Source organism: Desulfosporosinus sp. SYSU MS00001, assembly GCF_049943955.1.
Taxonomy (GTDB): domain Bacteria; phylum Bacillota; class Desulfitobacteriia; order Desulfitobacteriales; family Desulfitobacteriaceae; genus Desulfosporosinus.
In genome coordinates, this window is record NZ_JBNFTW010000007.1 from 71119 (window position 1) to 97750 (window position 26632).

Annotated in this window: 24 protein-coding genes and 2 riboswitches; of the genes, 21 read left to right on the forward strand and 3 right to left on the reverse strand. The window is 43.5% G+C overall.

Going from position 1 to position 26632, the window contains the following annotated elements:
- Window positions 1-197 precede the first annotated feature (197 nt).
- The 7 genes from ACPUYX_RS13630 to ACPUYX_RS13660 all read left to right on the forward strand — a co-directional run bounded on the left by ACPUYX_RS13630 (window position 198) and on the right by ACPUYX_RS13660 (window position 10431).
- Window positions 198-2426: an S-layer homology domain-containing protein gene (locus tag ACPUYX_RS13630; RefSeq protein ID WP_426380187.1), complete on the forward strand. Its 2229-nt coding sequence runs from the start codon at window positions 198-200 to the stop codon at window positions 2424-2426.
- 428 nt (window positions 2427-2854) lie between these two features.
- Window positions 2855-4000, forward strand: a complete 1146-nt coding sequence (locus ACPUYX_RS13635; RefSeq protein WP_426380188.1) for a M20/M25/M40 family metallo-hydrolase — start codon at window positions 2855-2857, stop codon at window positions 3998-4000.
- 119 nt (window positions 4001-4119) lie between these two features.
- A complete protein-coding gene (locus ACPUYX_RS13640; protein WP_426380189.1) occupies window positions 4120-5106 on the forward strand; it encodes an ABC transporter substrate-binding protein in 987 nt (328 codons plus the stop codon).
- A 15-nt stretch (window positions 5107-5121) separates the two neighbouring features.
- On the forward strand, window positions 5122-5877 hold the full coding sequence (locus ACPUYX_RS13645) for an ABC transporter ATP-binding protein (RefSeq protein WP_426380190.1): 756 nt from the start codon (window positions 5122-5124) through the stop codon (window positions 5875-5877).
- Window positions 5874-6647 (forward strand): ABC transporter permease, encoded by a 774-nt coding sequence (locus ACPUYX_RS13650; protein ID WP_426380191.1) that lies wholly within the window; start codon window positions 5874-5876, stop codon window positions 6645-6647. The genes ACPUYX_RS13645 and ACPUYX_RS13650 overlap by 4 nt, the downstream gene beginning before the upstream one ends.
- A 276-nt stretch (window positions 6648-6923) precedes the next feature.
- Complete coding sequence (locus tag ACPUYX_RS13655; protein WP_426380192.1) at window positions 6924-8678, forward strand: ABC transporter transmembrane domain-containing protein; 1755 nt, start codon at window positions 6924-6926, stop codon at window positions 8676-8678.
- 1 nt (window position 8679) lies between these two features.
- Window positions 8680-10431 (forward strand): ABC transporter ATP-binding protein, encoded by a 1752-nt coding sequence (locus ACPUYX_RS13660; RefSeq protein ID WP_426380193.1) that lies wholly within the window; start codon window positions 8680-8682, stop codon window positions 10429-10431.
- 137 nt (window positions 10432-10568) lie between these two features.
- Here ACPUYX_RS13660 and ACPUYX_RS13665 read toward each other — a convergent pair whose 3' ends face one another.
- Window positions 10569-10760, reverse strand: coding sequence for a PspC domain-containing protein (locus tag ACPUYX_RS13665; RefSeq protein WP_047810693.1), 192 nt, complete (start codon window positions 10758-10760; stop codon window positions 10569-10571).
- 236 nt (window positions 10761-10996) lie between these two features.
- Window positions 10997-11164, reverse strand: coding sequence for a DUF1540 domain-containing protein (locus ACPUYX_RS13670; RefSeq protein WP_426380194.1), 168 nt, complete (start codon window positions 11162-11164; stop codon window positions 10997-10999).
- 168 nt (window positions 11165-11332) lie between these two features.
- Between ACPUYX_RS13670 and ACPUYX_RS13675 the strand changes: the two genes are divergently transcribed.
- From ACPUYX_RS13675 to cbiD, 6 genes are all read left to right on the forward strand, one after another.
- Window positions 11333-12151: a flavodoxin family protein gene (locus ACPUYX_RS13675; protein ID WP_426380195.1), complete on the forward strand. Its 819-nt coding sequence runs from the start codon at window positions 11333-11335 to the stop codon at window positions 12149-12151.
- Between the two features lie 787 nt (window positions 12152-12938).
- A riboswitch (cobalamin riboswitch) is annotated at window positions 12939-13113 on the forward strand.
- Window positions 13114-13166: 53 nt separating this feature from the next.
- On the forward strand, window positions 13167-13952 hold the full coding sequence (locus ACPUYX_RS13680) for an alpha-ribazole kinase (protein ID WP_426380196.1): 786 nt from the start codon (window positions 13167-13169) through the stop codon (window positions 13950-13952).
- Window positions 13953-14190: 238 nt separating this feature from the next.
- Complete coding sequence (locus ACPUYX_RS13685; RefSeq protein WP_426380197.1) at window positions 14191-14706, forward strand: ECF transporter S component; 516 nt, start codon at window positions 14191-14193, stop codon at window positions 14704-14706.
- Between the two features lie 26 nt (window positions 14707-14732).
- Entirely contained in the window at window positions 14733-16535 is a 1803-nt protein-coding gene (locus ACPUYX_RS13690) for an ABC transporter ATP-binding protein (RefSeq protein WP_426380198.1), read from the forward strand.
- Window positions 16529-17341: an energy-coupling factor transporter transmembrane component T family protein gene (locus ACPUYX_RS13695; protein ID WP_426380199.1), complete on the forward strand. Its 813-nt coding sequence runs from the start codon at window positions 16529-16531 to the stop codon at window positions 17339-17341. The genes ACPUYX_RS13690 and ACPUYX_RS13695 overlap by 7 nt, the downstream gene beginning before the upstream one ends.
- 317 nt (window positions 17342-17658) lie before the next feature.
- A complete protein-coding gene (cbiD, locus tag ACPUYX_RS13700; protein WP_426380200.1) occupies window positions 17659-18789 on the forward strand; it encodes a cobalt-precorrin-5B (C(1))-methyltransferase CbiD in 1131 nt (376 codons plus the stop codon).
- A gap of 286 nt (window positions 18790-19075) precedes the next feature.
- Here the strand turns inward: cbiD and ACPUYX_RS13705 are convergent, their stop codons facing one another.
- Window positions 19076-19498, reverse strand: a complete 423-nt coding sequence (locus tag ACPUYX_RS13705; RefSeq protein ID WP_426380201.1) for a YtxH domain-containing protein — start codon at window positions 19496-19498, stop codon at window positions 19076-19078.
- Between the two features lie 322 nt (window positions 19499-19820).
- Window positions 19821-20000, forward strand: a riboswitch (cobalamin riboswitch).
- A gap of 134 nt (window positions 20001-20134) precedes the next feature.
- On the opposite strand from ACPUYX_RS13705, the gene cbiE reads away from it, so the two are divergent.
- The 8 genes from cbiE to ACPUYX_RS13745 are packed head-to-tail and all read left to right on the forward strand — an operon-like array spanning window position 20135 to window position 26606.
- A complete protein-coding gene (gene cbiE / locus ACPUYX_RS13710) occupies window positions 20135-21388 on the forward strand; it encodes a precorrin-6y C5,15-methyltransferase (decarboxylating) subunit CbiE (RefSeq protein ID WP_426380202.1) in 1254 nt (417 codons plus the stop codon).
- Complete coding sequence (gene cobI, locus ACPUYX_RS13715) at window positions 21385-22116, forward strand: precorrin-2 C(20)-methyltransferase (RefSeq protein WP_426380203.1); 732 nt, start codon at window positions 21385-21387, stop codon at window positions 22114-22116. The genes cbiE and cobI overlap by 4 nt, the downstream gene beginning before the upstream one ends.
- Window positions 22103-22891: a precorrin-4 C(11)-methyltransferase gene (gene cobM, locus ACPUYX_RS13720; protein ID WP_426380204.1), complete on the forward strand. Its 789-nt coding sequence runs from the start codon at window positions 22103-22105 to the stop codon at window positions 22889-22891. Before cobI ends, cobM begins: the two co-directional genes overlap by 14 nt.
- Entirely contained in the window at window positions 22888-24156 is a 1269-nt protein-coding gene (locus tag ACPUYX_RS13725; RefSeq protein WP_426380205.1) for a cobalt-precorrin 5A hydrolase, read from the forward strand. Before cobM ends, ACPUYX_RS13725 begins: the two co-directional genes overlap by 4 nt.
- Window positions 24153-24842: a precorrin-3B C(17)-methyltransferase gene (gene cobJ / locus ACPUYX_RS13730; RefSeq protein WP_426380206.1), complete on the forward strand. Its 690-nt coding sequence runs from the start codon at window positions 24153-24155 to the stop codon at window positions 24840-24842. The genes ACPUYX_RS13725 and cobJ overlap by 4 nt, the downstream gene beginning before the upstream one ends.
- Window positions 24839-25621, forward strand: a complete 783-nt coding sequence (gene cobK, locus ACPUYX_RS13735; protein ID WP_426380207.1) for a precorrin-6A reductase — start codon at window positions 24839-24841, stop codon at window positions 25619-25621. Before cobJ ends, cobK begins: the two co-directional genes overlap by 4 nt.
- On the forward strand, window positions 25618-25983 hold the full coding sequence (locus ACPUYX_RS13740; RefSeq protein WP_426380208.1) for a sirohydrochlorin chelatase: 366 nt from the start codon (window positions 25618-25620) through the stop codon (window positions 25981-25983). The genes cobK and ACPUYX_RS13740 overlap by 4 nt, the downstream gene beginning before the upstream one ends.
- Complete coding sequence (locus ACPUYX_RS13745) at window positions 25980-26606, forward strand: precorrin-8X methylmutase (RefSeq protein WP_426380209.1); 627 nt, start codon at window positions 25980-25982, stop codon at window positions 26604-26606. Before ACPUYX_RS13740 ends, ACPUYX_RS13745 begins: the two co-directional genes overlap by 4 nt.
- Window positions 26607-26632 lie beyond the last annotated feature (26 nt).

Consider the following 26632-nt stretch of genomic DNA (forward strand, 5'->3'; position numbering starts at 1 on the left):
TGTCGGAAAATTTTCTGTTAGAAAAGCCGATGTTCCAACTTTCTATATTTTATAATAAGAAATATGAAGCAAGCTTTATTATCTGAGCAAGGAACTGATTCGATCTGGAAAACAATTGCTAGTTATGAAAAAATTATCTCAAAAGGAGGGTAATCAATTATTAGTTTTAAGAGAACTGAAGAAAGGTAGGAATAAGGATGATTCGAAATTATAAAAAGGCTTTGGCAGGGGTTGTGACGATGGTTTTTTTATTCCAAATGTATTCATTTCCCGTTTTGGCAGCTGAAAAGACTTCCGCTTCTTCGACAACAGCCGTTTCCGTTGGAGTGACATCGCCTGAAATCACGCTAGAAAAAGCTCTTCAGATTGTAAAAGCAAATTTTAACATACCAAGTGATTTATCAAACTTTACATCTAATTACAGTACCAATGACGAGCGACAATCTTGGTCCCTTCATTGGAATAATGCGGATAAAGGAGGAGATTTTTCAGCCGAGGTAAATGCTGTTAATGGGGATATTTTGAGTATTAATTATTGGAAAAATGATGACCCGGCGTCAAGTTCAGGCCTTCCGAAGGTTTCCAAAGCTGAGGCCCAAAAAATCTGCGATTCGCTTTTGACCCGGCTCTTGCCAGAGCGGGCCAAAGAGATCAAACAAATAACTAATGACCAAGAGGTTGTACCTCTTAATAATTACGGACCGGTTACCTATATGTTTCATTATCGGAGACTGGTTAACAATGTTCCTTTTGCGGGCAATGGTGTAGATATTCAAGTTTCCGGCAGTGACGGACACATCATTTCCTATCTGCTAAATTGGAGTGATGTTAACTTCCCGGAGAATAAAAATGTGATCAGTGAAGCTCAAGCGAAGCAAGCTTTCGCTTCATCACCGTTTTTTAAACTTCAATATTGGATGCCCACTCCTTACCGGATCCTGACAACGGGGCAAAAGCAAGATGCAAAACTCGTTTATCAATTATCCAGCCCGAGTGGTGGAGCGATTGATGCAATGACAGGTGAACCTTTTAAGCTAAATCCCGGTGACTGGATTTCTCAGAACTCAATGAATGGCGGCATGGGAGATAAAGCGAGTAGTACCAGTTCTGCTTTTCACAGTTCACAGAGCTTGACTCCTCAGGAACAGCAAGAGGTAGATAAGACCGCGAAACTCATAAAACAGGATGAAGCTATTGCAGATGTAAAACGTTGGCTTAGTATACCGGACAATTTAACTCTGCGAAGTGCGAACTTAAGTACCGACTGGCGCAACGGAAACAATAGTGTTTGGAGTTTTGATTGGTTCACCCCCAACCCGGAAACCTCCGAGGGTAAAGCTCAATATCTGAGCGCCAGAATCGATGCTGCAACAGGAGAATTATTGAGTTTTAATCGTGGCTATCAACCCGCAGAAAAAAGCGAACCCAAACTAGACCATACAGCCATGCAAAAAATAGCTGAGGATTTTCTTGAAAAAGTTCAGCCAAGCCGTTTTAGTCAAGTAACTTTTGATGCGGACGACAATAGTGATCAGGCTAAAAAAGCCGTTTTACTTTATAATGCGAACAATTTCACCTACCATCGCATTGTCAACGGAATTGATTTTTTCAATAATGTAATGACTGTTACTGTAGAACCTACTGACGGGACCATTGTTAATTACGATTTGAACTGGTCTGAACCTGCTTTCCCTGATCCGACAGGAACATTAAGTAAAGATCAAGCAGTTCAGGATTTTTTAAATCTGCGTCCCATGACGTTGACCTATGTGCGAATTTATTCCAATGGGATTCCTGGAGATGTCCGCTTAGTATACCTTCCTAAGGAAGAGGATCAGAGTTCTCAGACTTCGAATGTTCTTGATGCCAAGAGCGGAGAATTGCTTGATTTTCAAGGCCGACCCCTTGATAAAGGACCAAAGCCTTACATCTTTAACGACATATCAGGAGTTGAAGGTGAGCAAGAAATCGCAGCCCTCGGAGATGCAGGCTTATTCACTGATTATGGAAATAGTTTTAAACCTAATGATAAGATGACTCTCGGTTCACTCTTAAGGGCTATGTATTTAAGCCGTTATGGTGTGATGGGCAATACCTCCTTGTCTGACATGGATATTCTGACCCAAGCCAAAGAACAAGGCTGGTTAAAAGAAAACCTGCAGTCAGGAGATTATGTCAGCCGCGAACTATTATGCAAACTTTTTCTGCGATATCTCCAGCTTAATAAATTTGCCGAGTTTAAAAATATCTACCAAGTAAATTACCAGGATGCAGCGGACATATCGCCTGATGCTTTGGGCTATGTCGCCTTAGCGACAAGCACGGGAATTGTCAACGTTAAAGGGCAGAATTTTGCTCCCAGCGAAGGTGTAAGCCGGGCTGAAGCTGCCGCTGATCTGTTCAGAGCTCTGACTTGGCGCAATTAATCAGACCCCATGTGACTGATGCGGTATAACTATTAAAGAGGGCGCTCGAGTCGGGCAGCTTCTCCCACATCGTTCACTCAGCATTCCAAGGCTCGCCCACTCGCTTGCGCGGGAGCTCCGCCAAACCTCAGGGTAATCAAATTTATCATCCATATGCTGAGTAAAAGCTTGCGTTGTATCCTTTCTAACTATAAGTGACTAGGCAGCCGTCTGTGCCAGAGGTTTGACAGCTGCCTAGTTTTCTTTGTGGGATCTGTTCTTGAAGTATTATATTGCCGAATAGATATATAGCCTTGATTAGCCCAAGGATTTAGAAGGAATTGAACTAGAATTGTTGAATAATAGATAAATATGTTTGCGAAACTAGAGCAAGCAATAATTCGACAAAGATCCTATCACCAAATCTATCAAAGAGAGGGAAATGTTAAATGCCCAATCGTCAACGATTGATAGCTGAATTTCTGGAATTAGTAAAAATTGAATCGCCAACGCGTCAGGAAAGAAAAATAGCTGACATCCTTAAAGAGCGTCTAAGTGGTTTAGGCTTGGAAGTGAGCGAAGACCAGGCCGGGGAGGCAGTTGGCGGCAACTGCGGAAATATCTTTGGCTATTTAAAAGGTAATCTTCCGGAAGCCCCAACTCTATTACTATCTGCTCATATGGATACGGTACAACCCTGTCAAAACATTGAACCTCTTCAGAAGGAAGGAATAATAGGCTCCGCCGGAGCAACAATTTTAGGGGCAGATGATAAGTCCGGCCTTGTACCAATTTTAGAGGCACTAAGAGTCATCAAAGAGGAAAACCTTCCTCACGGTGATATCCAAGTAATCTTTAATATTGCCGAGGAAGGCGGCCTTAATGGTTCCAAGAACCTTGACGCCTCAAATCTGAAAGCAGATTTAGGCTTTGTCTTAGATTCCGGGGGAACACCAGGGAAAATCATTCTTGAAGCTCCTGGTCAGGACAGAATTAATGTCTCTATTAAAGGCAGAGCGTCCCATGCCGGAATTGTTCCCGAAGAAGGAATTAACGCTATTTTAGCTGCGTCTAAGGCCATAGCCAAAATTTCCTGGGGACGTCTTGACGGGGAGACAACTTCAAATGTTGGTACAATTCGAGGCGGTATAGCGACAAACATTGTGGCCGAAAATGCGGAGGTTGTTTGTGAATCTAGGAGTCGTGACTTAATTAAACTTGAGCGTCTGTCTGCAGAAATCTGCGCAATCTTCCAAAATTCAGCGAAGGAGATGGGGGCTGAGTCAGAAATTAAGGTTCAACGATTATATACGCCGTTTAAGCTGGCTAAAGAATCAGCAATCGCTGTTTTAGCGGCCAAAGCAGCGGAAGCAGCCGGCCTTACTCCGGAATTTATTGCCACTGGAGGAGGCAGCGACGCAAACAATTATAATAACTACGGTGTTCCCTGTCTTGTATTATCTACAGGTATGGAAAAGCTTCATACAACGGATGAATACATCAGGGAAGAAGACCTGGTAAGAACTACATGTTTTGTCCTGGAGATTATTAAAGCCACTAGTTTTAGAACTAAAGATTTAAAAGTAAAAGACTAAAGATATTAGGAAAAGGAGCTAATTCTTTGGACTGAATAGCAGATAAGTAGAAATTGTTTAATAGAAATCTATATACAGAATTATAAATAGAGCCTTAACTTGAGGAGTGTAGAGAACGTATGAAAAAAAGCAGTCTGTGGTTTAAAGTCATTCCATTTCTATTAGGGTTAGCCTTAATTGTCTCCGGGTGTGGAACTGCATCGCCGACAACAAAACAACCATCAGCAAAGACAAGTACTCCTGTAAAAATCGGTGTGCTGCCGATTGAAGATAATCTTCCTTTCTATGTGGCTGAAAAAGATGGACTTTTTGCCAAAGAAGGGGTTCAAGTTCAATTAGTTAGTTTCTCAAGCGCTGTTGAACGCGATACAGCCTTGCAGGCTGGTCAAATTGATGGCGAAGTTGCAGATCTGGTTGCAGTTGCTTTGCTAAAAAAAATTGGAACAGATGTAAAAATAGCGACAATTGGTCTTGGCGCCACCCCGCAGGAAGGGCGTTTTGCCATTTTGTCGTCACCCAAATCCAATATTCGTGACCTCCAAGGCCTAAAAGGAGCTACCTTGGGAATCTCCGAAAACTCTATTATTGATTATGTCAGTGATCAGATGCTCAAGGACAAACGTGTACAACTAAGTGATGTCAAGAAGATGTCCATTCCTAAAATGCCTGTACGTCTGGATATGCTGCTTTCCGATCAAATTAATGCCGCTTGCCTGCCAGATCCCTTGGCTTCTTTGGCTCAGGCTAAAGGAGCGCACTTAATTGCAGATGATACCTATCGCAATATATCTCAAACAGTGCTTTTGTTCCGCACGAAAAGCATTCAGGATAATCCTGAGGGTATAAAGGCTGCCGTTCGTGTCTACGGCTTAGCCGGCCAAGCTTTAAGCAATCACCCTGAGCAATACCGAAGTCTGTTTTTAGAGAAAGCTCAGGTTCCCGCCGCTATTCAACAGAGCTACAAAACACCAACTTTTTCTAAGCTGCAGTTGCCTACTCAAGAAGAAATAGATAGTGTCATGAAATGGATGGAAGACAAGAAGCTGATTCCTCAAGCGTACAGTTATAACGATTTAGTTGATAATACCCTCGTGCCTAAAGAATAAGGAGAAACACAGCCCGTGATTGAAGTGACGAATTGTAATCTTGCCTATGTTCAAGGAACAACATCGGTAAAGATTTATAGTGATTTTAACTTAACCATTGAGACTGGTGAAAGTCTTGTCCTTATCGGCCCTTCTGGCTGCGGAAAAAGTACTCTGCTCTATCTTCTCTCGGGATTATTACGACCGACGGGGGGAGAGATTACAATTGGCGGAGAACCCTTAAAAAGGACACGCCAGCAGACCGCCATGATTCTTCAAGAGTATGGCCTTTTTCCCTGGCTCAATGTTGAGCAAAACGTTCGACTTGGTTTGAAGGTACGACATCAACCTAAAAGAGTCTACCAGAGCCTGGTCGATGAAATAATTCCCAAAATGGGGCTGGCAGATGTCCGTCATCATTTTCCCAGTCAATTAAGCGGCGGACAAAAACAGAGAGTGGCTTTAGCAAGGGCCTTAACTCTTAAACCCGATCTGCTCTTGATGGACGAACCATTATCTGCCCTTGACGCCCTTACTCGTGAGCGCCTGCAGGAACTTTTACTGGAGATCTGGCAGGAAGAGAGGCTGACAACGGTTTTGGTCACTCATAGTATTGAGGAGGCTGTTTATCTAGGGAGTCGTATCTTAGTGCTTAAAAATGGACGTCCAACAGAAATAGTAGGAGAAATTCATAATCCTTTAGTTGGACAAAAGGGTTATCGGCAAACCTCCGAGTTCTTTCAAAAGGCAACCTACATCCGTTCTCTCTTAGAAGGAGGAACGGCAGAATGAAGCAAGGCCAGGATAACGTTCGAAAACAACTTTTGGGTTATTTGGGAGCCGGGTTATTTCTGCTGGCACTTTGGCAGTATGGTGCCTGGGCTCTTAAGACACCACTTTTACCAACACCAGGCGCAGCCATTAGAGCAACGCTGCGCCTATTGCACGGAGACCTCGGGGCACACCTTTGGATTAGTACTTACCGAGTTCTGGCTTCGACCTTAATTTCCCTGTGTTTGGGACTGCCCCTCGGTTTGATGATGGGATTTGAGAAGAAGATTGACCGCTTTTTGGCCCCCTTAATTTACCTTCTTTACCCAATCCCTAAAATTGTCTTTCTCCCTTTAATTCTTTTGCTTCTAGGCTTGGGAGACCAATCAAAGATTTTTCTCATTACTTTGATCGTCTTTTTTCAGATTCTTGTAACGACACGGGATGCTGTCCGTAAAATACCATCGGAAACAATTTCCTCTCTGCGTTCGCTGGGAGGCAACCGGGGGCAAATCTATCGTTATGTGCTCTTGCCTTCAAGTTTACCGGATGTTCTGACCTCACTGCGTCTCAGTATGGGAACAGCGATCGCCGTACTGTTTTTTGCCGAATCCTTTGCTACGACAAAGGGGCTGGGGTATTTTATTATGGATGCCTGGAGCCGGGCGGCACCGGATGAAATGTTTGCCGGGATCATTATGATGGCTTTCCTCGGGGTTGGCTTATTTATCATTGTTGATTTGCTGGAGACTTTTTTATGCCGTTGGCAGCATGTCAATAATCGTAACTAACTTAGAATTTGAGACGATGGGCCGAGCGTATCCACACAAATCTGCCATGTTAGGCATCATCAGTTTAGTAAACGGATAAAACCAAACCTCTCATTCTTTGAATGAGAGGCCTCTTATTATTTGAGATCTATTTCTAGCTCTTAAAATAAGAACAGACAATCCTTAATATGCTATAATTTTAGAGATCCGACATTAGTTTATCTTAAGCTTTCCCCTTAAACTGTCATCCTCTTAGCGTCAGTCAGTTATCAGTTATAAATAATGAGAGGAGATTATATGCTTCTTTTTAAAGATCTCATGTGGTTTTTTAAGCTGGAGAAAAAAAACTACATATCCGGAATAGTTGTCTTGGTCCTCGTCGCCTTTCTTAATTTATTTCCTCCTTATGTAGTTCGAGTTATTATTGATGAAATCAGCCGCGGAGTCCTAACGTCAATATCGCTGCTTCATTGGACGTTGTTGCTTATAGGGACTGGTCTGGCGGTCTATGCATTGCGTTTTTCCTGGCGTTTAATGATTTTCGGGGCGGCAAGCCGTTTAAGCAGGTTGCTGAGAAAGCAACTTTTTGATCACTTTACCCTTATGTCCCCGCAGTTTTATCAAAAGCAGCGAACCGGTGATTTAATGGCTCATGCGACCAATGACATCCAAGCCGTTGAAATGACTGCCGGCATGGGGGTATTGACTCTGGTGGATTCTTTAACGACCGGCGGATTAGTGATTTTATCAATGGCCCTATTTATCAGTTGGAAACTCACGCTGATTACGCTTTTACCCATGCCGTTAATGGCTTGGTCTACGAGTCGTTATGGGACAATGCTCCATGAGAGATTTCATCGAGCCCAAGCCGCCTTTTCCGATCTTAATGATAAAGTGCTGGAAAACATTAACGGCATGAGAGTTGTCAAAGCCTTCGGAGAAGAAGAGGCAGAATTAGATGCTTTTCGCAGCTTATCTGAGGATGTGGTAGAGAAGAACATTGCTGTTGCCAAAGTGGATGCTCTTTTTGATCCGACAATCCAGCTTATTATCGGGATTTCCTTTTTTCTGGCTCTTATTTTTGGCTCAATTGACGTAATTAACGGAAGATTAACCTTCGGACAGCTTACTCAGTTTACTATCTATTTAGGTCAATTTATCTGGCCTATGCTCGCTTTTGGCTGGTTGTTTAATATCCTTGAACGGGGCAGAGCGTCCTATGATCGAGTCGATACCTTATTAAAGATTAACCAGAAGATAAACGAAAAGGATGGAGCTCTTGACGGATTCGACAATGGTGACGTCACTTTTGAAAATGCTTCATTTACCTATCCCGGAGGAAAAACACCCATTTTGCAAAACGTTAGTGTTCAGGTACGCCAGGGCCAAACTCTGGGAATTGTCGGTAAGACCGGGAGCGGGAAAACAACGTTCTTGCGGCTTCTTCTGCGCGAATTTGACCTTAATGATGGAGATCTTCAACTAGGAGGAACTTCAGTTTATGATGTAACTCTCCAATCGTTACGCAGTAAGATCGGCTATGTACCTCAAGACCATTTCCTTTTCTCGACCACTATTGTTGAAAATATTGCCATGGGAAAACCGGAGGCCTCCTTTGCAGAAATCCAGAATGCGGCACGAATTGCCGACATTCACGAAGATATTCTGAGTTTTCCAGAGAGTTATAATACTTTGGTTGGAGACAGAGGGGTTACCCTTTCTGGCGGGCAAAAGCAGAGGATTTCCATTGCCAGAGCACTTTTGTTGGAACCGGAAATTCTTATTTTGGATGACTCTTTATCAGCTGTTGATGCGAAAACAGAAAAGTCAATTCTGGAGAGTCTGCGAAAAAAGCGGGCTCAAAAAACCACGTTTATATCGTCTCATCGTCTTAGCGCCGTCGAAGAGGCAGACCTAATCATCGTTCTTAAAGATGGACAAATCAGCGAACAAGGTTGTCATTCAGAACTGATGGCACTCAATGGCTGGTATGCCGCCACCTATCGAAGACAGCAGCTGGAATCCTTGCTTGAAGAGGGGGCGGAACATTAAGATGGTGATTCGACGCTTGCTTAACTATCTTGTCCCCCATAAAAAGGCTTTAACGGTTGCTTCGTTCCTTCTGATTCTTGCTACCTTTTCAGATGTTATCGGTCCTGTTTTGGTTAAGATTTTTCTCGATCAGCACTTAGTGCCGCGTTCTTTCAATCGAGGCGCACTAATCATCTTAGCTTCAAGTTATCTCGGCTTGAACATACTGTCGGCACTATTACACTATCGTCAATTAGTCAGTTTTAATGAAATAGCTCTTAAAATAGTCCAGCAGCTGCGAATTGATGTTTTCAGTCATGTACAACATCTGGAATTTAGGGTTTTTGACAAAACTCCGGCCGGGGCCTTAATTTCCCGCATAACTAATGATACGGAAGCCATTAAAGAGTTGTTTGTGGGGGTTTTGGCTGCTTTTGTCCAGAATGTGGTGTTTATGCTTGGCGTTTTCGTGGCTATGTTTTACTTAGATGTTCGTCTGGCCTCTTTTTGTCTGATCCTGCTTCCTATTATTATCATCCTCATGATTTCTTACCGCAAAGTCAGTACCAAGGTTTACCGAAGATTGCGCAAAGAACTTAGTCATCTCAATGCTAAACTGAATGAATCTATCCAGGGAATGTCTATTATCCAGGCAATGCGTCAGGAGAAACGCTTTCGCCAGGAATTTCAGACCATCAACAACAATTACTATCGGGAAGCAATGGCTAACATCCGTTTAGAAAGCCTGTTTGTTCGTCCGGCTGTTGATCTGATCTATACCTTGGCCTTAATCATTGTCTTAAATTATTTTGGTTTACAATCGTTGACGGGGCCAATTGAAATAGGGGTACTGTATGCTTTTATCAACTATCTGGAACGTTTCTTTGAACCTGTCAATATGATGATGCAGCGTTTGTCTCAATTTCAACAATCTTTAGTTGCTGCTGAACGGGTTTTTGAATTATTGGATGATCAACGAATCACTTCGAAGGTCACCGCGCTGGATTCACCTGCCATATGTCAAGGAAAGATCGAATTCAAAAATGTCAGTTTCTCTTATGATCAGGACGCCAAGGGAGCAATGGCCTTAAAATCAATCAGTTTCACTGCCTACCCGGGACAAACAGTCGCTTTAGTCGGGCATACGGGCAGCGGCAAGAGTACTATTGCCAATCTGCTCATGCGGTTCTATCCGGTTACTCACGGAGAAATTCTCATCGACGGAATTTCTTTATCTCAGCTCTCTGATCAGGAGCTGAGGTCAAAAGTTGGACTTGTAGCCCAAGATCCCTTTTTATTCGTTGGTACTATTTCCAGTAATATTGCTCTTTCCAGATCGGAAATTAAAGAAACAGAAGTACGAGACGCTGTTTCTTTCGTTCAAGCCGACAACTTTATTGGCAGGCTGCCCCAGGGACTTCAAGAGCCGATGGGTGAACGGGGGGCAACGTTATCCAGTGGTCAGCGTCAACTTCTCTGTTTTGCCCGGACCATTGCCGGTAATCCCAAGATTCTAGTTTTAGATGAAGCCACTGCAAACGTGGATACAGAAACAGAAGAGGCCATCCAAAACGCTTTAGGAAAGATGCGTCAGGGACGAACAACCATCGCTATTGCCCATCGGCTTTCAACGATTCAGGATGCCGATCTTATCTTAGTCCTCCACCATGGTAAAATTGTAGAGAGGGGGACTCATGCTGAACTCTTGGCTCAAGAAGGGTTGTATTACAAGATGTTTATTCTGCAGCATGGGAGCAAAGATAAAGAAGAATAATTTGAATCAAAATGGTAGATGAATTAGCAATAATTTCATCTGCCATTTTTGGCTTTGTTTTAGTCTTTTGTCCTTAAAGGAATGCCCTTTTTGTTCACCGATCGGATATGTTATTAATTCGAGTGGATCACTTCATTTTAGATATTTTTGTCACTAGGTATTATGAACCAGGCTACAAGATAGGCCAAAAAACCTGTCCCACCTACTAAGAGAAGAAGTAAAGCACCTATCCTAACAAGACTGGGATCTAAATCTAGGTATTCAGCTATTCCACCGCATACGCCGCCAAGCTGGCGATCTTGACTCGATCTATACAAACGTCTCGACATAAGATTTCCTCCTTTTCCTTATGGAGTCTCTCTAGCATAAAAAAATATAATCTCTCACTTTAATATGCATGAAGATGTAACGATGTGACAAAGACGGTGAAAGTGAAAAAATGTGATATCCGCTTTGCTGCGGGATCCCATTAAGAAAAATAAAAAAAGTCTAAGGCCTGTCTTGATAAAACTAGCCTTAGACTTTTTTATTTATGATAAAATCATGGTAAAAAATTTACTGAGTTTTATTCGGGAAGGAAGGTGGCGCAGTCTGTCATTTCAGTGGTTGTGGCATCGGGGGATTGAACTTCGATCTTCTCGGCATGGCAATGATCTCCTGTACCATAATAATGACAGGTATTAACAACACATCTAATTCCGGTATTAGGTTGAGGCATTTTCTTAACATTCATGTGGGCTATTCCTCCTTAAATTTAATTCTCTATTAGATTCTCCAGAATTAGAGTTTTAATGAATCCATATACTTGTAAGACAGTAATAAGAATATTATTGATGGTATAATTTAGCACATAGCGATTGATAGATATTTAAAGATAAGACAATTAAAGGAGGAGATTTGTTTGAGAAAAGTATTGGGAATTGTGGCTTCCCAACGAAAATTAGCCAATGGGGAAATACTAATTAAAGAAGCCGCTGCTTCTATGGGAGAGGAAGTGCAGCTGGACCTTGTAAAGTTGACAGAGTTAAAGCTGCTGCCGTGTAAAGCTTGTTATGCCTGCTTAGGCCAGGATAAGCGCTGCCCCTTGGATGATGATTTGTATTCCTTATTTGATCGGATCAAAGAAGCCGATGGAGTCATTTTTTCATCGCCCTGCTACGCTTTGGGTCCCGCAGGAATTACAAAACTTTTTGGAGACCGGATTATCGCTCTTGCTCAACAAATTGATCAGATTTGGGGCAAGCCCTGTGTAATTATCGGGACAGCTGGAATAAAAGGTTGGGAAGGGTATACCCTTTCTGCCCTTATCACTTATGCACGTTTTCTGGGGTTGAACGTTAAAGACGCCCATATGTTTATCGGTGCTCTCCCTGGTGAAGCCTTAGTTGATCCGGAGGGCAAAAAGCGAATTAAGGCACTCGGGCAATCCTTGTTCGGCAATTCTCATCAGCCGGAAACCGGACGATGTCCTACCTGTTGGTCTGATCTCTGGAAATTCCCAGCCCCCAATCACGCTCTATGTCCTTTTTGTGGCCAAGAAGCGACGATCTTGCCCTCGGATCAAGGGAATTCCTTGCATTGGGAGTTTGGTCCTTCCGGCGGCCGCTTTACAAAAGATTATTTGAAGGAACATTTCCAAGTCTGGCTGAAAGGTCAAGTGCAAGAATTTGTCAAGAGACGTAAAGAATTAGCTCTGATTAGAAATCAATATAGGAGGTAACGCTTAGCAGGAAGCGATTGTTTTCCAAAGGCTGATGATGCAATATCTTTGGCAATGTTAAAAGTAGTTTGGAAATGCAAATGGAAAATTGAACAAGTCAAATAGGAGCCGCCAATCAATTTTGGCTGCTCTTTTTTAACACTTAGTAACATTCGCAGATCTTCTTCGTTCTCAACAAAAGTGGAGGATGCATATGGAGTTTTAAAATCTCATATAGTCATGATAGATATTCTAATTATATATTTTACTTATAAGTTAAATTGACGTAGAATGATTACAGAGACCAGGAGATGAAAGAGATGCAAAATAAAGGGTTGTTTGATAAGAATTGCCAAATAACTTGCTCCTAAAAAGGAGGTGTCATCTAATGAAAAGACAATTATTAATGTACATTATGGGTTGTCCTGTATATGCTAAAGTTAAAGAATCTAATAAAACATTGAGCAATAATGCTGCGAAATAAAATGACCATGGAAAAACGCAATAGGCTTATAAATTAATCCAGAAGGGTCGTGAAAATGATGGTAAAAAATGAAATAGGTAAGAAAACTGTTGTACTTGATGTTAAGAAATCAGCAAATGGAGACATTACTCAATCTAAGGAGTATTGGTCTACTTTGGCGGTAATTAGCTAATGGGGAAATGTATTCTGCTAGTTAGAGATAATACAATGGAAATTTCGAATATGGAAAGCCCTGATATTTCACTGCCGAGATATTAGGGCTTTTTGTTAGGTCGAAGATTCAAAAAACTCTTGTAATCTGAAGCTCTATGGATTAAAATACGATTAATTAAAGACATTATAGGTGCCCTTAATAAGGGAGAATAGGGAACTGGGTGAGAATCCCAGACGGACCCACCACTGTAAACGAGGAGACTTATGCTTAAGCCACTGGGAAGCCGGGAAGGCGTATAAGTCGTTGATTCTAAGTCAGGAGACCTGCCTATAATGTAGAACATGAATCAAGGCAAAGTTCATGGTCAAAATTCTGTCTTTCAAGGCGGATTTTTGACTGTGAACTTTTTGATTGTTAAGGGAAAGGAGTTGAATAAAGAGTTGGGGTATCAGGGACGGGATATTGAAGCTGTTTTAATTAATACGGAACAATATCTTATTGCAGCTTGTGATTCCTGTGGAGCAATCGGACTGAAAGATTTCGATGTCGTTAAAGTATCTTGGCAGGTTACAGGCAGAATGACCACGAGGGTAGCCTTATTAGAAGTCTTAGCTGTGGGCGCGGAGCCTCAAATTATGACTGTTGCTATTTCTAACGAACCCGATCCAGCAGGTGATGAGCTATTAAAGGGGGTGAAAGAAGAATTAGCTTTTGCCGGTCTTACCCTTTCCATGGCCGTGAGCACTGAGAAAAACATACCAACCCAGCAGACTGGGCTTGGTATCAGCGTTATTGGTACCGTTGCCAAAGATCAGCTGCGTATTGGAACCTCACAAACCGGAGATGAAGTATATTGCTTAGGTTTGCCGAAAGTTGGCTCGGAACTTAGCAATCCTGAGGACCCGGAAATAGTACAGATCAAAGAGATAAGAAAACTCTTGGCATCTCCCGGAATCCATGACATTATTCCTGTGGGCTCAAAAGGAATTTTAATAGAAGCCCAGCAGCTTGCTTCAAACGCAAAGCGGCAATTGCAGATTAATCAATCCTGCGGTTTAGACTTGAGTAAATCCGCCGGGCCGTCGACATGTCTCGTTTTCTCGGCATCTTCAGCTATGACAAAAGATTATATTTCTTCGAACCAAAATCAATTAACGATGGTTAAAATTGGTGAGCTGACATAAGTGCAAAAGAAATATGAACGCTATGTCAAGGGACATGAGGTATTAGAACATATCAATAAAGAATAAAAGGCAAAAACACAAAACATGAAATATTTTATATTTTATTCATTCATGAACTGTTTCGGTTCACAGAGTAGGATGGAAATTGTTTTTCATAAAAGAGTAAAAGTGTAAAAAGTCTAAAGTCTAAAGTCTAAAGTCTAAAGAAGTATAAAGAAATATAGGGAGGAAAAACTCGATGAGTCAATTTAACGCAGAAACTAAGGACGTCAAGCTGTCCGCCTGGAATGTCAAACGGCTCTCTATTATGGCTATTTTTCTGGCCTTGAGTTATGTGGGGGCACTGATTAAGATTCCCAGTCCGGTGGGAACCATCGGTATGGATTCGGCGCCGGGCTTTTTCTGTGCTATTGCCTTTGGAGGAATTGAGGGAGCAGTAGTCATTGCTTTTGGCCATTTATTAACATCGGCTGTTGTTGGATTCCCGTTGACAATCCCTGTTCATATTTATATTGCTGTGCAAATGGCTTTATGGGCGGTGGTATATCGTTGGGTGAATAAAACGTTTGGCCTTATTCCGGCAGCTATTGCAGGAATAATCCTTAATGGAGTGGTATCCTCCTTTGCGATGCTGCCAATTATGGGAATGGGAGGAGCTCTTGGGGTACTGCCCTTCCTCGTCATTGGTTCAGCTCTTAATGTAATTATTTCGGCGATAGCCTATAAAGCAATCAAAGGGACGCGGCTCATTTAGGCTCATAAGGAGGAAACAGAAGAACAATGGTAATCAAAACAACAGCAAGAGATCGTAATAACGACGAAAATGACAAAGCCATTGAACTTAATAATGTTTCCTATCAATATCCAAATTCTCTCGAACCAAGTTTGCGAGGTCTTAGCGTTACCCTAAACAAAGGACAGTTCGTTGTCCTGATGGGAGCTGCCGGAGCAGGGAAAACAACAATGAGTCTCTGTCTCAACGGACTGATACCTCAGCTTTTCGAGGGGGAATTAACCGGCGAGGTTAAAGTGGCAGGCAGAAACGTGAGAAAAACTCCTGTCCAGCTTATGTCTACAATATTGGGCCTTGTTCTTCAAGATTCGGAAACTCAAATTCTTGGCCGTACTGTGGAAGAAGATACGGCCTTTGGCCCCCGCAATAGTTCTGTTCCCTTAGAAGAAATTCAAGACCGAGTTGATCGTTCTTTAGAAAAAGTTCGGCTCAAAGGATATAACCAGCGTTTAACCGAGGAATTATCCGGGGGTGAGAAACAACGTTTAGCCATCGCGGGAGTCCTGGCCATGGAACCCGAAATCTTAGTACTTGATGAACCAACATCAGAACTTGATCCTGCAGGGCGCTTGGAGATCTACGCAACTCTTGATGACTTGCGCCGACAAAGAGCTTTGACCATCTTATTGGCGGAACATTCCAGTGAAGAAGTAATCAACAGGGCGGATGAGGTAATCGTATTAAATCAGGGACAACTGGTTTGGCGTGGTGAACCAACTCAGCTCTTTCGCGACATTCCTTTATTACAGCAGTATGGCATAAAACCTTTGCCTGTTAGTCTTGTAGGGTGGAACTTTTATGAAAGGGGATGGATAACCTTTGACGAAATCCCCTTGGATCTGCCATCAGCAGCACGCCTTTTGAAAAAACTGTTATCCAGCCCTACACAGTTTGCTAACGGTGTAAAGCATTTTCCTCTTCTGCCGAAAAAGCACGATCGGAAAGACCATCAGTTTTCTAGGGAAAAAGCCATCGAAATCAAGGACTTGTTTTATCAATATCAACCGGGAAACTCTATTCTCCAAGGAATCAATCTAACAATAGACAGCGGTGATTTTGTCGCCCTGATTGGCCAAAACGGGGCCGGTAAAACGACCTTAGCAAAACATTTAAATGGTTTGTTAAAACCGACAAGCGGAGAAGTCCATGTCCACGGAATGAGTACTCAAAAGTATGATACTGCTCATTTGGCAAGAACCATCGGTTATGTTTTCCAAAATCCGGACCATCAAATTTTTTCCACCACCGTTGAGAAAGAATTAGAATACGGTTTAAAAAATACCGGTTTAACGACGGCGGAAATCAAAGAACAGATTAATCAGGTCCTCAAGGAAACCGGCTTAGAGGGTTATCGTCATGTTCATCCCTTTACTTTGGGAAAAGGGGAAAGGCAGATGATTGCCGTAGCCTCAATCTTAGTACTGAAACCTCGAATCCTAATTGTTGACGAACCGACAACCGGTGCAGATTATTCTGGTGTCCAGGTCATGATGAGGTTGATAAACCAACTTCATCATGGGGGTACGACGATAATTATGGTAAGTCATGATATGGATCTTGTAGCTCAGTATGCTCAACGAGTTATCGTCCTGAAAGAAGGCAGTGTTCTCCTTGATGGACATCCCCGCGCAGTCTTTGCTCAAGAAAACTTATTAGCAGATGCCTCCATTATTCCTCCGCAGCTCTGCCGCCTTTCTGCCTGCTTGAGTGACGTCGGCTTCCCAGAGAACTTACTCCATCCGGAAGAATTTACGGCACTGTTCGAGAGAGGGGAAAAGACAAAATGTTAGTTGCCTCTTCATCGGAAGATACCTTAATTCATCGTTTAGATGTACGAAGCAAGATGCTGGGTTTTTTAGTGATTATCATATTGTCTTTCCCGTTCCAAAATCCAATTTATCAGCTGGCAATCATCTCAGTTACAGCCTTTTTAGCCTTGGCGATAAATATCCCGCTGCGAAAGATTACGGGCCTTATCATCCCTCTGCTGCCCATTGTTATTTCCATCATCCTGATCACAGGCTTTTCTTATTCACCTCAGCACTTTGACCATCTTTCCAACCGAAAAATTCTCTTTTATCTTTTTCCGGGGAAACACTTAGGGGCTACTGTCGGAGGACTTTTAATGGGGACGACCTTTCTGCTTCGAATATGGAGTCTATTGATTGCTTCTTCAATCTTAACCTTCACAACATCCCTTGAGGATTTTACTCAATTTTTTCAGTGGTTAAAGGTTCCTGCTGAAGTATCTATGATATTGACGACAGCTCTGCGTTTTATTCCAACCTTAGATAAAAAAAGAACCCTTATTCTAGAGGCTCAAATGGCACGAGGAATGAATCTGCACGGAAAAGGAATTGTAGGTTCAATTCGTTCCTATGTCCCCATTATGATCCCCTTGTTTATCAACTCAATAATAATGGCTAATTCCCTATCTATGGCTATGCTGAACAGAGGGTACGGTCTATCTCGGACTTGGACGGTTAAGCTTGACAAAGCCATTGCGGCTAGAGATTTTTGGGCAGTCACGGTTATTATTTTCTTATCTTTTTTATGTTTATTTTTGCGTTTCAAATGGCGTCTTGGACTCTTATAAGAATCTAATGGTTTGATAGGCTATGGGCAAATTGGATTGCTTACAGAAAATTTAGCTTTATCCAAATGCTTAATATGGGAAATACTTGTCCGCTGAGGTAGTAGTGTTGAACTGACAAATATTATCATTTATACTTTAGATAAATATCTGGCAAATTTTAATAAAGGATTAGGATTATTAGAATACTTCTCTGACATCGAACTTTATAATTATTTTTTCTGACTAGAACAATAACTTCTCATAACGTAACGTAAAAAGTGCAGAGAGATGAAAATTCTCTGAATGAGATTCTAATAAATTGCTAATAGGAGATAGCTATGGCGCGAAACAAAGATCGACATACCTGGCGCGAGGGATATACAACAGGCAGCTGTGCTGCAGGTGCTGCCAAAGCAGCTTGCCTTCTCCTGGGTGGAGATTGTTTGCCGGAACGAATCGAAATACCTTTGCCCAATCAAGCTCGTTTAGGGATGCCGATCCATTCCGGAAACCTTGAAAATTCAAGGGCAACTGCAAGTATTATCAAGGATGGCGGAGATGATGCCGATATTACTGACGGCTTAGAGATTCGTGTCCTCGTGCGCGAGCTTTCGGCTCAAGGAGAGATTCGTATTCGTGGTGGACAAGGCGTGGGCACAGTCACTAAAAAAGGCTTGGATCAGCCTGTAGGTGAAAAGGCTATTAACTCGGTCCCCAGACGAATGATACGCGAAGCAGTTCGAGAAGTCTTTCCCCAGGAAGAACTTGAAATTACCATTGAAGTTCCGGGAGGCGAAGAGACTGCAAAACGCACCCTAAACCCCCGTCTGGGTATCGTAGGCGGGATTTCAATTCTGGGAACTAGTGGGATTGTTCGTCCCATGTCCGAAGAAGCCTTCAAAACCTCGATTTTACCGGAATTAGACCAGGCAGTGGCCTACGGACATAAAGCAATAGTTTTAACTCCAGGACATTATGGATTTCGTGTGGCGACAGAAGGTTTTGATGTTCCCACCGAAGCTGTTATTCAAATGAGCAATTTTGTCGGTTACCTTTTGGAAGAAGCTGTTTACCGAGGTATTGAAGACGTCGTTTTATTAGGACATATCGGCAAATTGATTAAAGTTTCGGGAGGTATCTTCCACACACATAATCGCGTGGCTGATGCACGGTCGGAAATTTTACTGGCTCATGCTGCACTCTTCGGAATTAAAGCCGAAACCTTAAGAACACTAGCAGAGTTCCCTACAACGGAGGGAGCTGCTCTAGAACTTTTAAACCTTGGTCACCAAGAATTGCTGCATCATTTAGCTCATTTAGCCGGCGAACGGGCACAAGCTTTTACGTTTGGCCGTCTTCGAGTGGGATCCATCATGACCTTATTGAATGGTCAGCCTGTAGGCTGGGATATGAATGCTCAAGAGATCGTTGCAAAACAACAGTGGAAATGGAACGTCGGTAAGGCTTAATGGTCTGGGAGTAATACGTTTTTTATCCCCAGCTAAGACCCCCACCTCATAAGTGGGGGCTATACTATTCCTTCGATTTCTTCGGTGGGGGTAGAGTCCATCCTTCGCGATAGAATTTGTTATGAGCTAGGCGCTTTTGGGGAAAGTGTCCACAGGACACTTTCGTCACCGAAGCCCCGATGTTCAGCTTTAGCTGAACGAGTTCACTAAGAGAAGCCCTAAAGTCGAGTGCTCGATTTTAGGGCTTCTTGATTATTATGGAATCTAGGTAAAGGATTCGTGTAGTTTAGGGCAGTGTTTCAATATCATCTTCAATTGGGGTTTCAACAGTTGGAGATTCAGAAGAGTACGTAACAACTTCAGGCTCGGATTCTGAGTCCGCCTGGATATCAACCGCAGACGAGCTGGCGATGTCAATGGAATTTAATTTTTTGGGTTTTAAATCCTGCCAGAGGACTTGAAGATCTTCTTTAATTTTCTTTCCCTTGTCGAGCAGGTTTGAGCCCGTTTCTTTTAAAGCCTCTGCTTGGTGAACTGTGCAGTCTTGAACTTGCTCGGCAAGATTTTCTGCTTTTGTTTGAATATCTTTACGTAATGCTTCCCCGCTCTTAGGTGAGACCATTAAACCAACAACGGCGCCGGCCACTCCGCCAACTAGCGCTGCAATGGCGACGGAGGCGATACTCGCAGTTTTTTTACCTTCGGGCATCTTATCAAAAACTCCTTTCTTTGCACTCTATGCAAAATATCTTATTCTTTAATAGACGGTGAAGTGTCAAATGCTTTATGGTATAATATAACATAAATGGTTAAAATAATTATATAATCTTTGTAGGATATTACCAAATACCATTTGAATTGCTTAAAACAAATTGCTTAACATTGCCTAATTAAGAAATAAGCTATAAAATAGTATTAATCAATGATAGTAAAGCTTTATTTTAAATTTTTTTGAAAAGAGGAATTTTGTTAATACTTATAGAATACTCAGATATTCGGATAATCTAATGAAATCTCATTTAGGTTTTACAATTTTATAAAATACTTAAGGTTCCTCAGGCAACGAGGATCTAAGAGGGGAAGCCGGTGACAATCCGGCGCGGTCCCGCCACTGTGAACAAGGAGTTCTCTTCCATTGCTTTATCTGTTGTAAACATAGGAAGAGAATGATGATTTGAAGCCAGAAAACCTTCCTTAAGTAATTCACAGACCTACGAGCGATAGGAGATGTGTGTGTTTATTAAAGGATAAACCATACGAGCCGCTCAGGCTCTTTTTTAATTGTCCCAAAGTTCCAAGTAAGGTTTTGGCAAAACGTTAGTCAACCACGGAAGAAGGGAAATCAATGTTGAAGGTAATCGGAATCGGTCCCGGAAGAACAGAATGGCTGCCGCCGGCCGTTATAGATCTGGCTATGAACTGTGAGGTTTTAATTGGAGGATCTAGAGCTCTCAAGCTTTTTCCTGATTTCTTGGGTGGTCAACACTGTTTAACGGGAGACCTTAAGGCCAGCCTTGAGGTCATTAGAACGGCCTTATTGGCTGAGAAAGAGATAGGAGTTCTTGTCTCGGGTGATCCAGGCTTTTTCAGCCTTTTGCCCAGACTAAAAAAGGAATTTCCGGGAGAGCAAATAGAAGTCTACCCCGGAATCAGTTCTCTTCAATTTGCCTTTGCCCGAGCAGGACTCCCTTGGCAAGAGGCTGATTTTGTAAGTGTCCACGGACGGGATTTATCAGTACTTCCTACCCAAATAAGACGTCTGACGGGAGTATTAACCGGAGGGACGAACACTCCGCAAAGAGTCGCCCAATTTTATATTGATCTTGGACAAAATCCGAATATTTCAATGGGGAATGCGTTAGCTTACCCTGAAGAGCTATGGCAAACTATGGACGCCAGGCATCTAGCTCAAGAAGGTGCCTCCTTGAAGAATGCAATTCTTATTTTGCATCCGGAGCTAGATCCGGTAATAGATGATCAGGCAAAGAATTCAGCACATAATTCGGCGAATAACGTACTCCGAGGACGAATAGGGATACCGGATCAGGAATTTTTGCGGGGAAATGTTCCAATGACTAAGTCGGAGATCCGAGTTCAAGTTCTCGCTAAAGCCCAAATCTCCAGATCTGACAGTATTGTTGACATTGGCGCAGGCACTGGGAGTATTAGTATTGAAGCTGCCGGTTTAGTCCCGGAGGGAGTTGTCTATGCCATTGAGCATAATCCTGAAGCCCAAGCCTTGATTCTTGCTAATCAGCAGAAGTTTGGCGTTTCAAATCTTCATTTAATTCCCGGAAGCGCCCCCGATGTTTTTCCGGAACTTCCACCAGTTAATGTCTGTATCATTGGGGGAAGTAAAGGGCGGCTGGAGGATATTTTATTAAATGTGCCGCTTCTTGAAGGTGGCAGGATCGTCATTACAGCCGTCACCCTTGAAACTATGTCTCAGGGAGTAAAATTACTTTCAGAACTGGACTATCAGGATATTGATATTGTTTCTCTTCAAGCTGTCCGCTGGCAGCCCGTTCACAATCTGCATATGGCCCAAGCCTTAAATCCCATCTTTATACTATCTGCACGAAAAGGGGTAAGATTATGACAACAACATGGGGTAAATTTTATGGAGTCGGAGTTGGCCCGGGAGATCCTCGCCTTCTAACTCTGCAAGCCGTCGATGTCCTGCAAACGGTAGATTTGGTGGCTATTCCAAAATCAAAAATGGAAAGAGAAAGTGTTGCTTGGGACATTGCCAAAGTCCACTGCCCGGCTAATGTGCGTTTGCTGGAACTGGAAATGCCCATGACGTCCGATCAACAGGTTTTAGCCAAGGCCTGGCGAGACGGAGCAGAAATGCTCTTACATGAGCTGAAGATAGGTAAATCTATTGCCTTTATTACGTTAGGTGATTCTTCCTTATATAGTACTTACAGTTACCTGCTGAACCTTCTTCAAGAGCAATTACCTTCCGAATTAATTACTACTGTTCCTGGTATTACAGCTATGGCAGCCGCGGCCGCGAAAATTAATTTGCCGCTTGCCACGGGAGATGAGCCCTTAGTGGTCCTGCCGAGTACGGAAGACGTTGACCAATATCTTGATTTTCCTAATTTAGTTTTGATGAAAGTTTCGCGCAGGCTTCCGGAAATTCTCAACCTTCTCCAAGAGCGAGACAGAAAAGCCGTTTTGCTTACACGTTTAGGTCAGCACGGAGAGCAAATTTGTTGGGAACCAAAGCCGGAAGATTTCCAAACCAATAAGATCGATTACCTTAGCCTGCTCTTGGTCAAAAAGGATTTATTAGGGAGGGAAAACGGTGAGGGAAAATAAACCTAAGGGAGAAGTTATCTTTGTAGGTGCAGGCCCGGGAGATCCTGAACTGATCACCATCAAAGGATCCCGAGCCCTGGAGAGAGCAGATCGGGTCATTTACGCCGGATCTTTAGTCAACCCGGATTTGCTTAAGCTCTGCAGGCCGGGAACGCCTTGTCACGACAGTGCCTCTTTGACTCTGGAAGAGGTGGCCGCTTTAATGATCGAAGGAACAAAAAGAGGGGAAACTATTGTCCGTCTCCATACGGGAGACCCTAGCATGTACGGCGCAATCAAAGAACAATTTGATCGCTTAGACCAAGAAGAAATTTCTTATACTGTGGTTCCGGGAGTCAGCTCAGTTTTTGCCGCTGCGGCGGCAGTCAAACGGGAGTTCACCTTGCCGGATATCAGTCAAACCTTGATTCTTACCCGTTTGGCTGGACGGACACCCGTACCGGACCGTGAAGCTTTAACCCATTTAGCGCAGCATCAATCCAGCATGGCGATTTTTCTAAGCGTACAAGATATGGGGGCTGTTGTTGAAGCCTTGCTTGAAGGAGGTTACCCTGTCTCAACTCCTATTGCAGTAGTTTCTAAAGCCAGCTGGCCGGATGAAGAAATTGTCGTTGGAACTTTGGAAACCATTGCAGATAAAGTGAATACTGCCGGAATCCGCAAACAGGCTCAAATCCTTGTGGGAGATTTCCTGGATCCGGCAGGAGGATATGCCCGTTCTAAGCTTTATGACCCGACATTTACTCATGAATTCAGACAGGGAAAAGAGACGTGAAGATAGCGTTACTGGCTTTAACAGATCGAGGTTTGGCAACAGCCTTGCGCATTGGGGAAAATCTTCCCCCCGGTTCGGCCCAACCGACCTTCTGTCTTCATGCAAAAGCACTTTCAGCAAGCTCAGGAAAAATCCCCAAGACTATCCCTTTACAACCCTTTCAGCATTTAGGTGATCTCGTCCCAACCTTATGGCAGGATTGTTCAGTACTTATCTTCATCATGGCCTCAGGTATTGTGGTCCGGCAGATTGCCCCACTCATCGATCGGAAGGACCGGGACCCCGCCGTACTGGTTTTAGACGAGGCAGGAAATTTCGTAATTCCTTTGCTTTCCGGTCATTTAGGGGGAGCGAACGCCTGGGCGAGAGAAATCGCCAAGCATCTCCAAGCCCAAGCGGTTATCACTACAGCCACAGACGGCCGGGGAATTACGGCACCTGATGAATATGCCCGAAGGTTTGGGTGGAAGGTTGAACCTGTTGACCATTTGCCCGCTGTTAACCGGTTGCTTTTGGAACAAGGGTATCTTAATGTACTTAAACCAGTTGATTTTTCGATTGATCAACGTTGGTTGGAGGATCCTCACTATCGTTTTAGGGATTGTATAAGAAGATTCGCTAAACCTATGATTGGGTTGGATAATCCTATAGATGCCAAGGACGGTAAGGACATTAAGAATATAAAGGATATTAAAAATACTAAGGATACTAAGATTACTGGGGTCGCTGAGAGCTTCAGTATATCTCAAGAAACAGCTCTGAAAGAATACCAAAATAACCCAAACGTAATTATCGATGCCTTTCCTCGCGGCAATACTAAAAAAGATTGTATTTATCTAATCCCTCCGTTCTTAAGTGTGGGAGTCGGGTGTCGCCGGGGAATTTCCAGTAACGTGGTTTTAGATGCGATTACCTCAGCTCTGGAACAAATTGGGGCATCATTAAAGGCCATATCCGGTCTTTATAGCATCGATTTAAAAGCTGATGAAGCAGGTTTGCAGGAAGCGGCGAAATCCCTCGGGGTTCCCTTGCGGACCTTTTCAGCTGATGAACTTCAAGCAGTAAATAGCCAAGAAAATTTAACGCGCTCAAACTTTGTAAAAGAAAAGATAGGAGTGGACGGAGTATGCGAAGCAGCGAGTATCCTGGGAGCACACATGGGGCATCTGATTCTGCCCAAGACCAAGGGACAGGGAGTCACGGTGGCGATCAGCACAGCAAGCTCTATGTCGTGGGACTTGGCCCCGGAGACCCCGAGCACATGACAGCACGGGTTCAATCTGTACTAAACGAAGTCGAATACATTGTAGGTTATAAAACTTACATTGAGTTAATTCGCCCTTTCTTAACCCATCAGCAAGTCGTCGCCACAGGTATGCGGCAGGAAATCGATCGCTGTCGGGAAGCGATTCGCTTAGCGGGAGAAGGACATCGCGTTGCCGTTGTAAGCAGCGGTGATGCCGGAGTCTACGGGATGGCCGGAATTATCATTGAATGTATGGAACAGGCTGGGCTTTTGGACCTGCCTCTGGAGATTATCCCAGGAGTTACGGCGGCCTCGGCTGCAGCCTCCATGCTTGGTGCACCGTTAATGCATGATTTTGCTGTAATCAGTTTAAGTGATTTGCTTACCCCTTGGGAAGTCATTGAAAAACGAGTTCGTTTAGCAGCTGAAGGGGATTTCATTTTTGCAATTTATAATCCGAAAAGTCAAGGCCGTACCCAACACATTGAAACAGTCCGGGAAATCCTCTTGCAATATCGCCGACCGGATACTCCCGTCGGCCTTGTTCGAGAAGCCTTACGGGGTGACGAATCCAGTGTCCTGATTACGAACCTTGGTGAATTTACCAATCATCCCATCGATATGCTGACAACGGTTATCGTTGGAAACTCTCAAACCCGTATTGTGGGACCTTACATGGTTACTCCTCGAGGTTATAAACTGTGAAGCTATTTCTCCTGGCAGGAACGGAGGATGGACGTAACCTGGCTGAAACCTTAAAGACTCGGGGACATGAGGTTTTAGTATCGACACTAACTGCTTACGGCGCAGATTTAGCCGCAGAATCCGGGCTGGACGCCCGTTCTGGAGCAATAAATGCCAAGCAGCTTACAGACCTTCTACGAAGCGGATCTTATTCAGCCCTCGTTGATGCCACCCATCCTTATGCCATACAAGTCAAGGAAACGGCCCAATTCGTTTGTTCTGAACTAAAAATACCCTATCTGCGCTGGGAGCGTTTACCTCTGGAACTTGAGGATCATCCTCTGATTCATTGGGCCGAGGATATCCCGGATGCTGCCCAAAAGGCCTCCGACCTGGGGGAACGCATCTTGCTTACCACCGGGAGCAACTCTTTGCCGGAGTGGAGGACGCAGTCCTGCCTTGACAACAAAACCCTTTTTATTCGTGTCTTGCCGACGTCTCAAGTTTTAACACGCTGTGAAACCTTAGGATTCAAGCCCAATCAGATCATTGCTGCTCAAGGGCCGTTTTCTCAAGCCTGGGACGAAGCCATGTTCCAACAGTTGAAGATCGACGTTGTGGTTGCTAAGGAAAGCGGCAAAGTTGGAGGAACCTTGGAAAAAGTCCATGCCTGCCGCAGGCTGAATATTCCTTTAGTCTTATTAAAGCGGCCGCCGGCGAATTTAAATAATCCAGAAATCCAAACAATAGTGGCTCATTCAATACCGCAATTTCTTAAACAAATGGAGGAACTCTTATGAAAACTGAGATCATTCTTTTAGGACATGGAAGCCGACGTGCTGAGGCGAATCAAGGTCTTTTAGTAGTTGCTGAAAAAGTAAGCTCATTACTTGGCCAACACGTTACACCAGCTTATATGGCTCACGATAAGCCCAGTCTTCCTGAAGCCGTGGCGGAAAAGATCAAGGAAGGTGCCTCCCGAATTATTATCATGCCGCTGTTTCTCTTTCGCGGGATTCATGTCACCGTCGATATTCACGAAGAACTTCGCGAACTTCGCGAACAACATCCTGATGTAGAGATCGTCTATACCAGAGAATTAGGAGCAGATGACGGTATTGCCGGCTTGGCCTCTGAACGCATCAAGGAGGCTATTGGATGACAGAGTTTATTTTGGATCCCCAACAAATTGAAGCAAAAAGCATGAGTATCATTCGCTCCGGTCTCACCCGCAACTGGCTGGAAAAAGAGTATCCCGTCGTCGAACGCTTAATTCATACCAGTGGTGATCCATCGTTGGAACAGGATATTGCCATCCATCCTCAAGCCATTGACTGCGGGCTTCGAGCTATAAAAACCGGAGCAAGAGTTATCACGGACGTAGAAATGGTACGTGCCGGAATAGCAAAAGAGAAACTCAAATCTTTAGGCGGAAGCGTTGAGTGTTATCTGAATGCACCTGAAATTGCCCAACAAGCCAAAGAATGGGGAATCACTCGTTCCATGACCGCCTTTCGGATGCATCCCGAACGATTGCAGGGAGCGATAGTTGCAATCGGCAATGCTCCTACAGCCCTGTTGGAGGTGCTTCGTCTTGCTGAGAATCCCGAAACGCGTCCGGCTTTAATCATTGGCATTCCAGTTGGCTTTGTCGGTGCCAAGGAATCTAAAGATTTGCTTTGGCAGCACCAAGAAATTCCTTCAATAACTGTTCTCGGAACCCGCGGGGGAAGCCCTCTGGCGGCAACCGTGGTTAATGCCTTAATTTATACTGCTTTACGGTAGGTTAATGGGATAACGTGAAATAAACA

Coding starts and splice junctions, on each gene's coding strand:
- ACPUYX_RS13705 (WP_426380201.1), bottom strand. CDS start 19,498: ATGCCCGAAGGTAAAAAAACTGCGAGTATCGCCTCCGTCGCCATTGCA.
- cbiD (WP_426380200.1), top strand. CDS start 17,659: ATGGCGCGAAACAAAGATCGACATACCTGGCGCGAGGGATATACAACA.
- ACPUYX_RS13740 (WP_426380208.1), top strand. CDS start 25,618: ATGAAAACTGAGATCATTCTTTTAGGACATGGAAGCCGACGTGCTGAG.
- ACPUYX_RS13695 (WP_426380199.1), top strand. CDS start 16,529: ATGTTAGTTGCCTCTTCATCGGAAGATACCTTAATTCATCGTTTAGAT.
- ACPUYX_RS13665 (WP_047810693.1), bottom strand. CDS start 10,760: ATGTCGAGACGTTTGTATAGATCGAGTCAAGATCGCCAGCTTGGCGGC.
- ACPUYX_RS13745 (WP_426380209.1), top strand. CDS start 25,980: ATGACAGAGTTTATTTTGGATCCCCAACAAATTGAAGCAAAAAGCATG.
- cbiE (WP_426380202.1), top strand. CDS start 20,135: ATGTTGAAGGTAATCGGAATCGGTCCCGGAAGAACAGAATGGCTGCCG.
- ACPUYX_RS13650 (WP_426380191.1), top strand. CDS start 5,874: ATGAAGCAAGGCCAGGATAACGTTCGAAAACAACTTTTGGGTTATTTG.
- ACPUYX_RS13670 (WP_426380194.1), bottom strand. CDS start 11,164: ATGAATGTTAAGAAAATGCCTCAACCTAATACCGGAATTAGATGTGTT.
- ACPUYX_RS13660 (WP_426380193.1), top strand. CDS start 8,680: ATGGTGATTCGACGCTTGCTTAACTATCTTGTCCCCCATAAAAAGGCT.
- ACPUYX_RS13655 (WP_426380192.1), top strand. CDS start 6,924: ATGCTTCTTTTTAAAGATCTCATGTGGTTTTTTAAGCTGGAGAAAAAA.
- ACPUYX_RS13685 (WP_426380197.1), top strand. CDS start 14,191: ATGAGTCAATTTAACGCAGAAACTAAGGACGTCAAGCTGTCCGCCTGG.
- ACPUYX_RS13690 (WP_426380198.1), top strand. CDS start 14,733: ATGGTAATCAAAACAACAGCAAGAGATCGTAATAACGACGAAAATGAC.
- cobJ (WP_426380206.1), top strand. CDS start 24,153: ATGACAGCACGGGTTCAATCTGTACTAAACGAAGTCGAATACATTGTA.
- ACPUYX_RS13640 (WP_426380189.1), top strand. CDS start 4,120: ATGAAAAAAAGCAGTCTGTGGTTTAAAGTCATTCCATTTCTATTAGGG.
- ACPUYX_RS13635 (WP_426380188.1), top strand. CDS start 2,855: ATGCCCAATCGTCAACGATTGATAGCTGAATTTCTGGAATTAGTAAAA.
- ACPUYX_RS13630 (WP_426380187.1), top strand. CDS start 198: ATGATTCGAAATTATAAAAAGGCTTTGGCAGGGGTTGTGACGATGGTT.
- cobI (WP_426380203.1), top strand. CDS start 21,385: ATGACAACAACATGGGGTAAATTTTATGGAGTCGGAGTTGGCCCGGGA.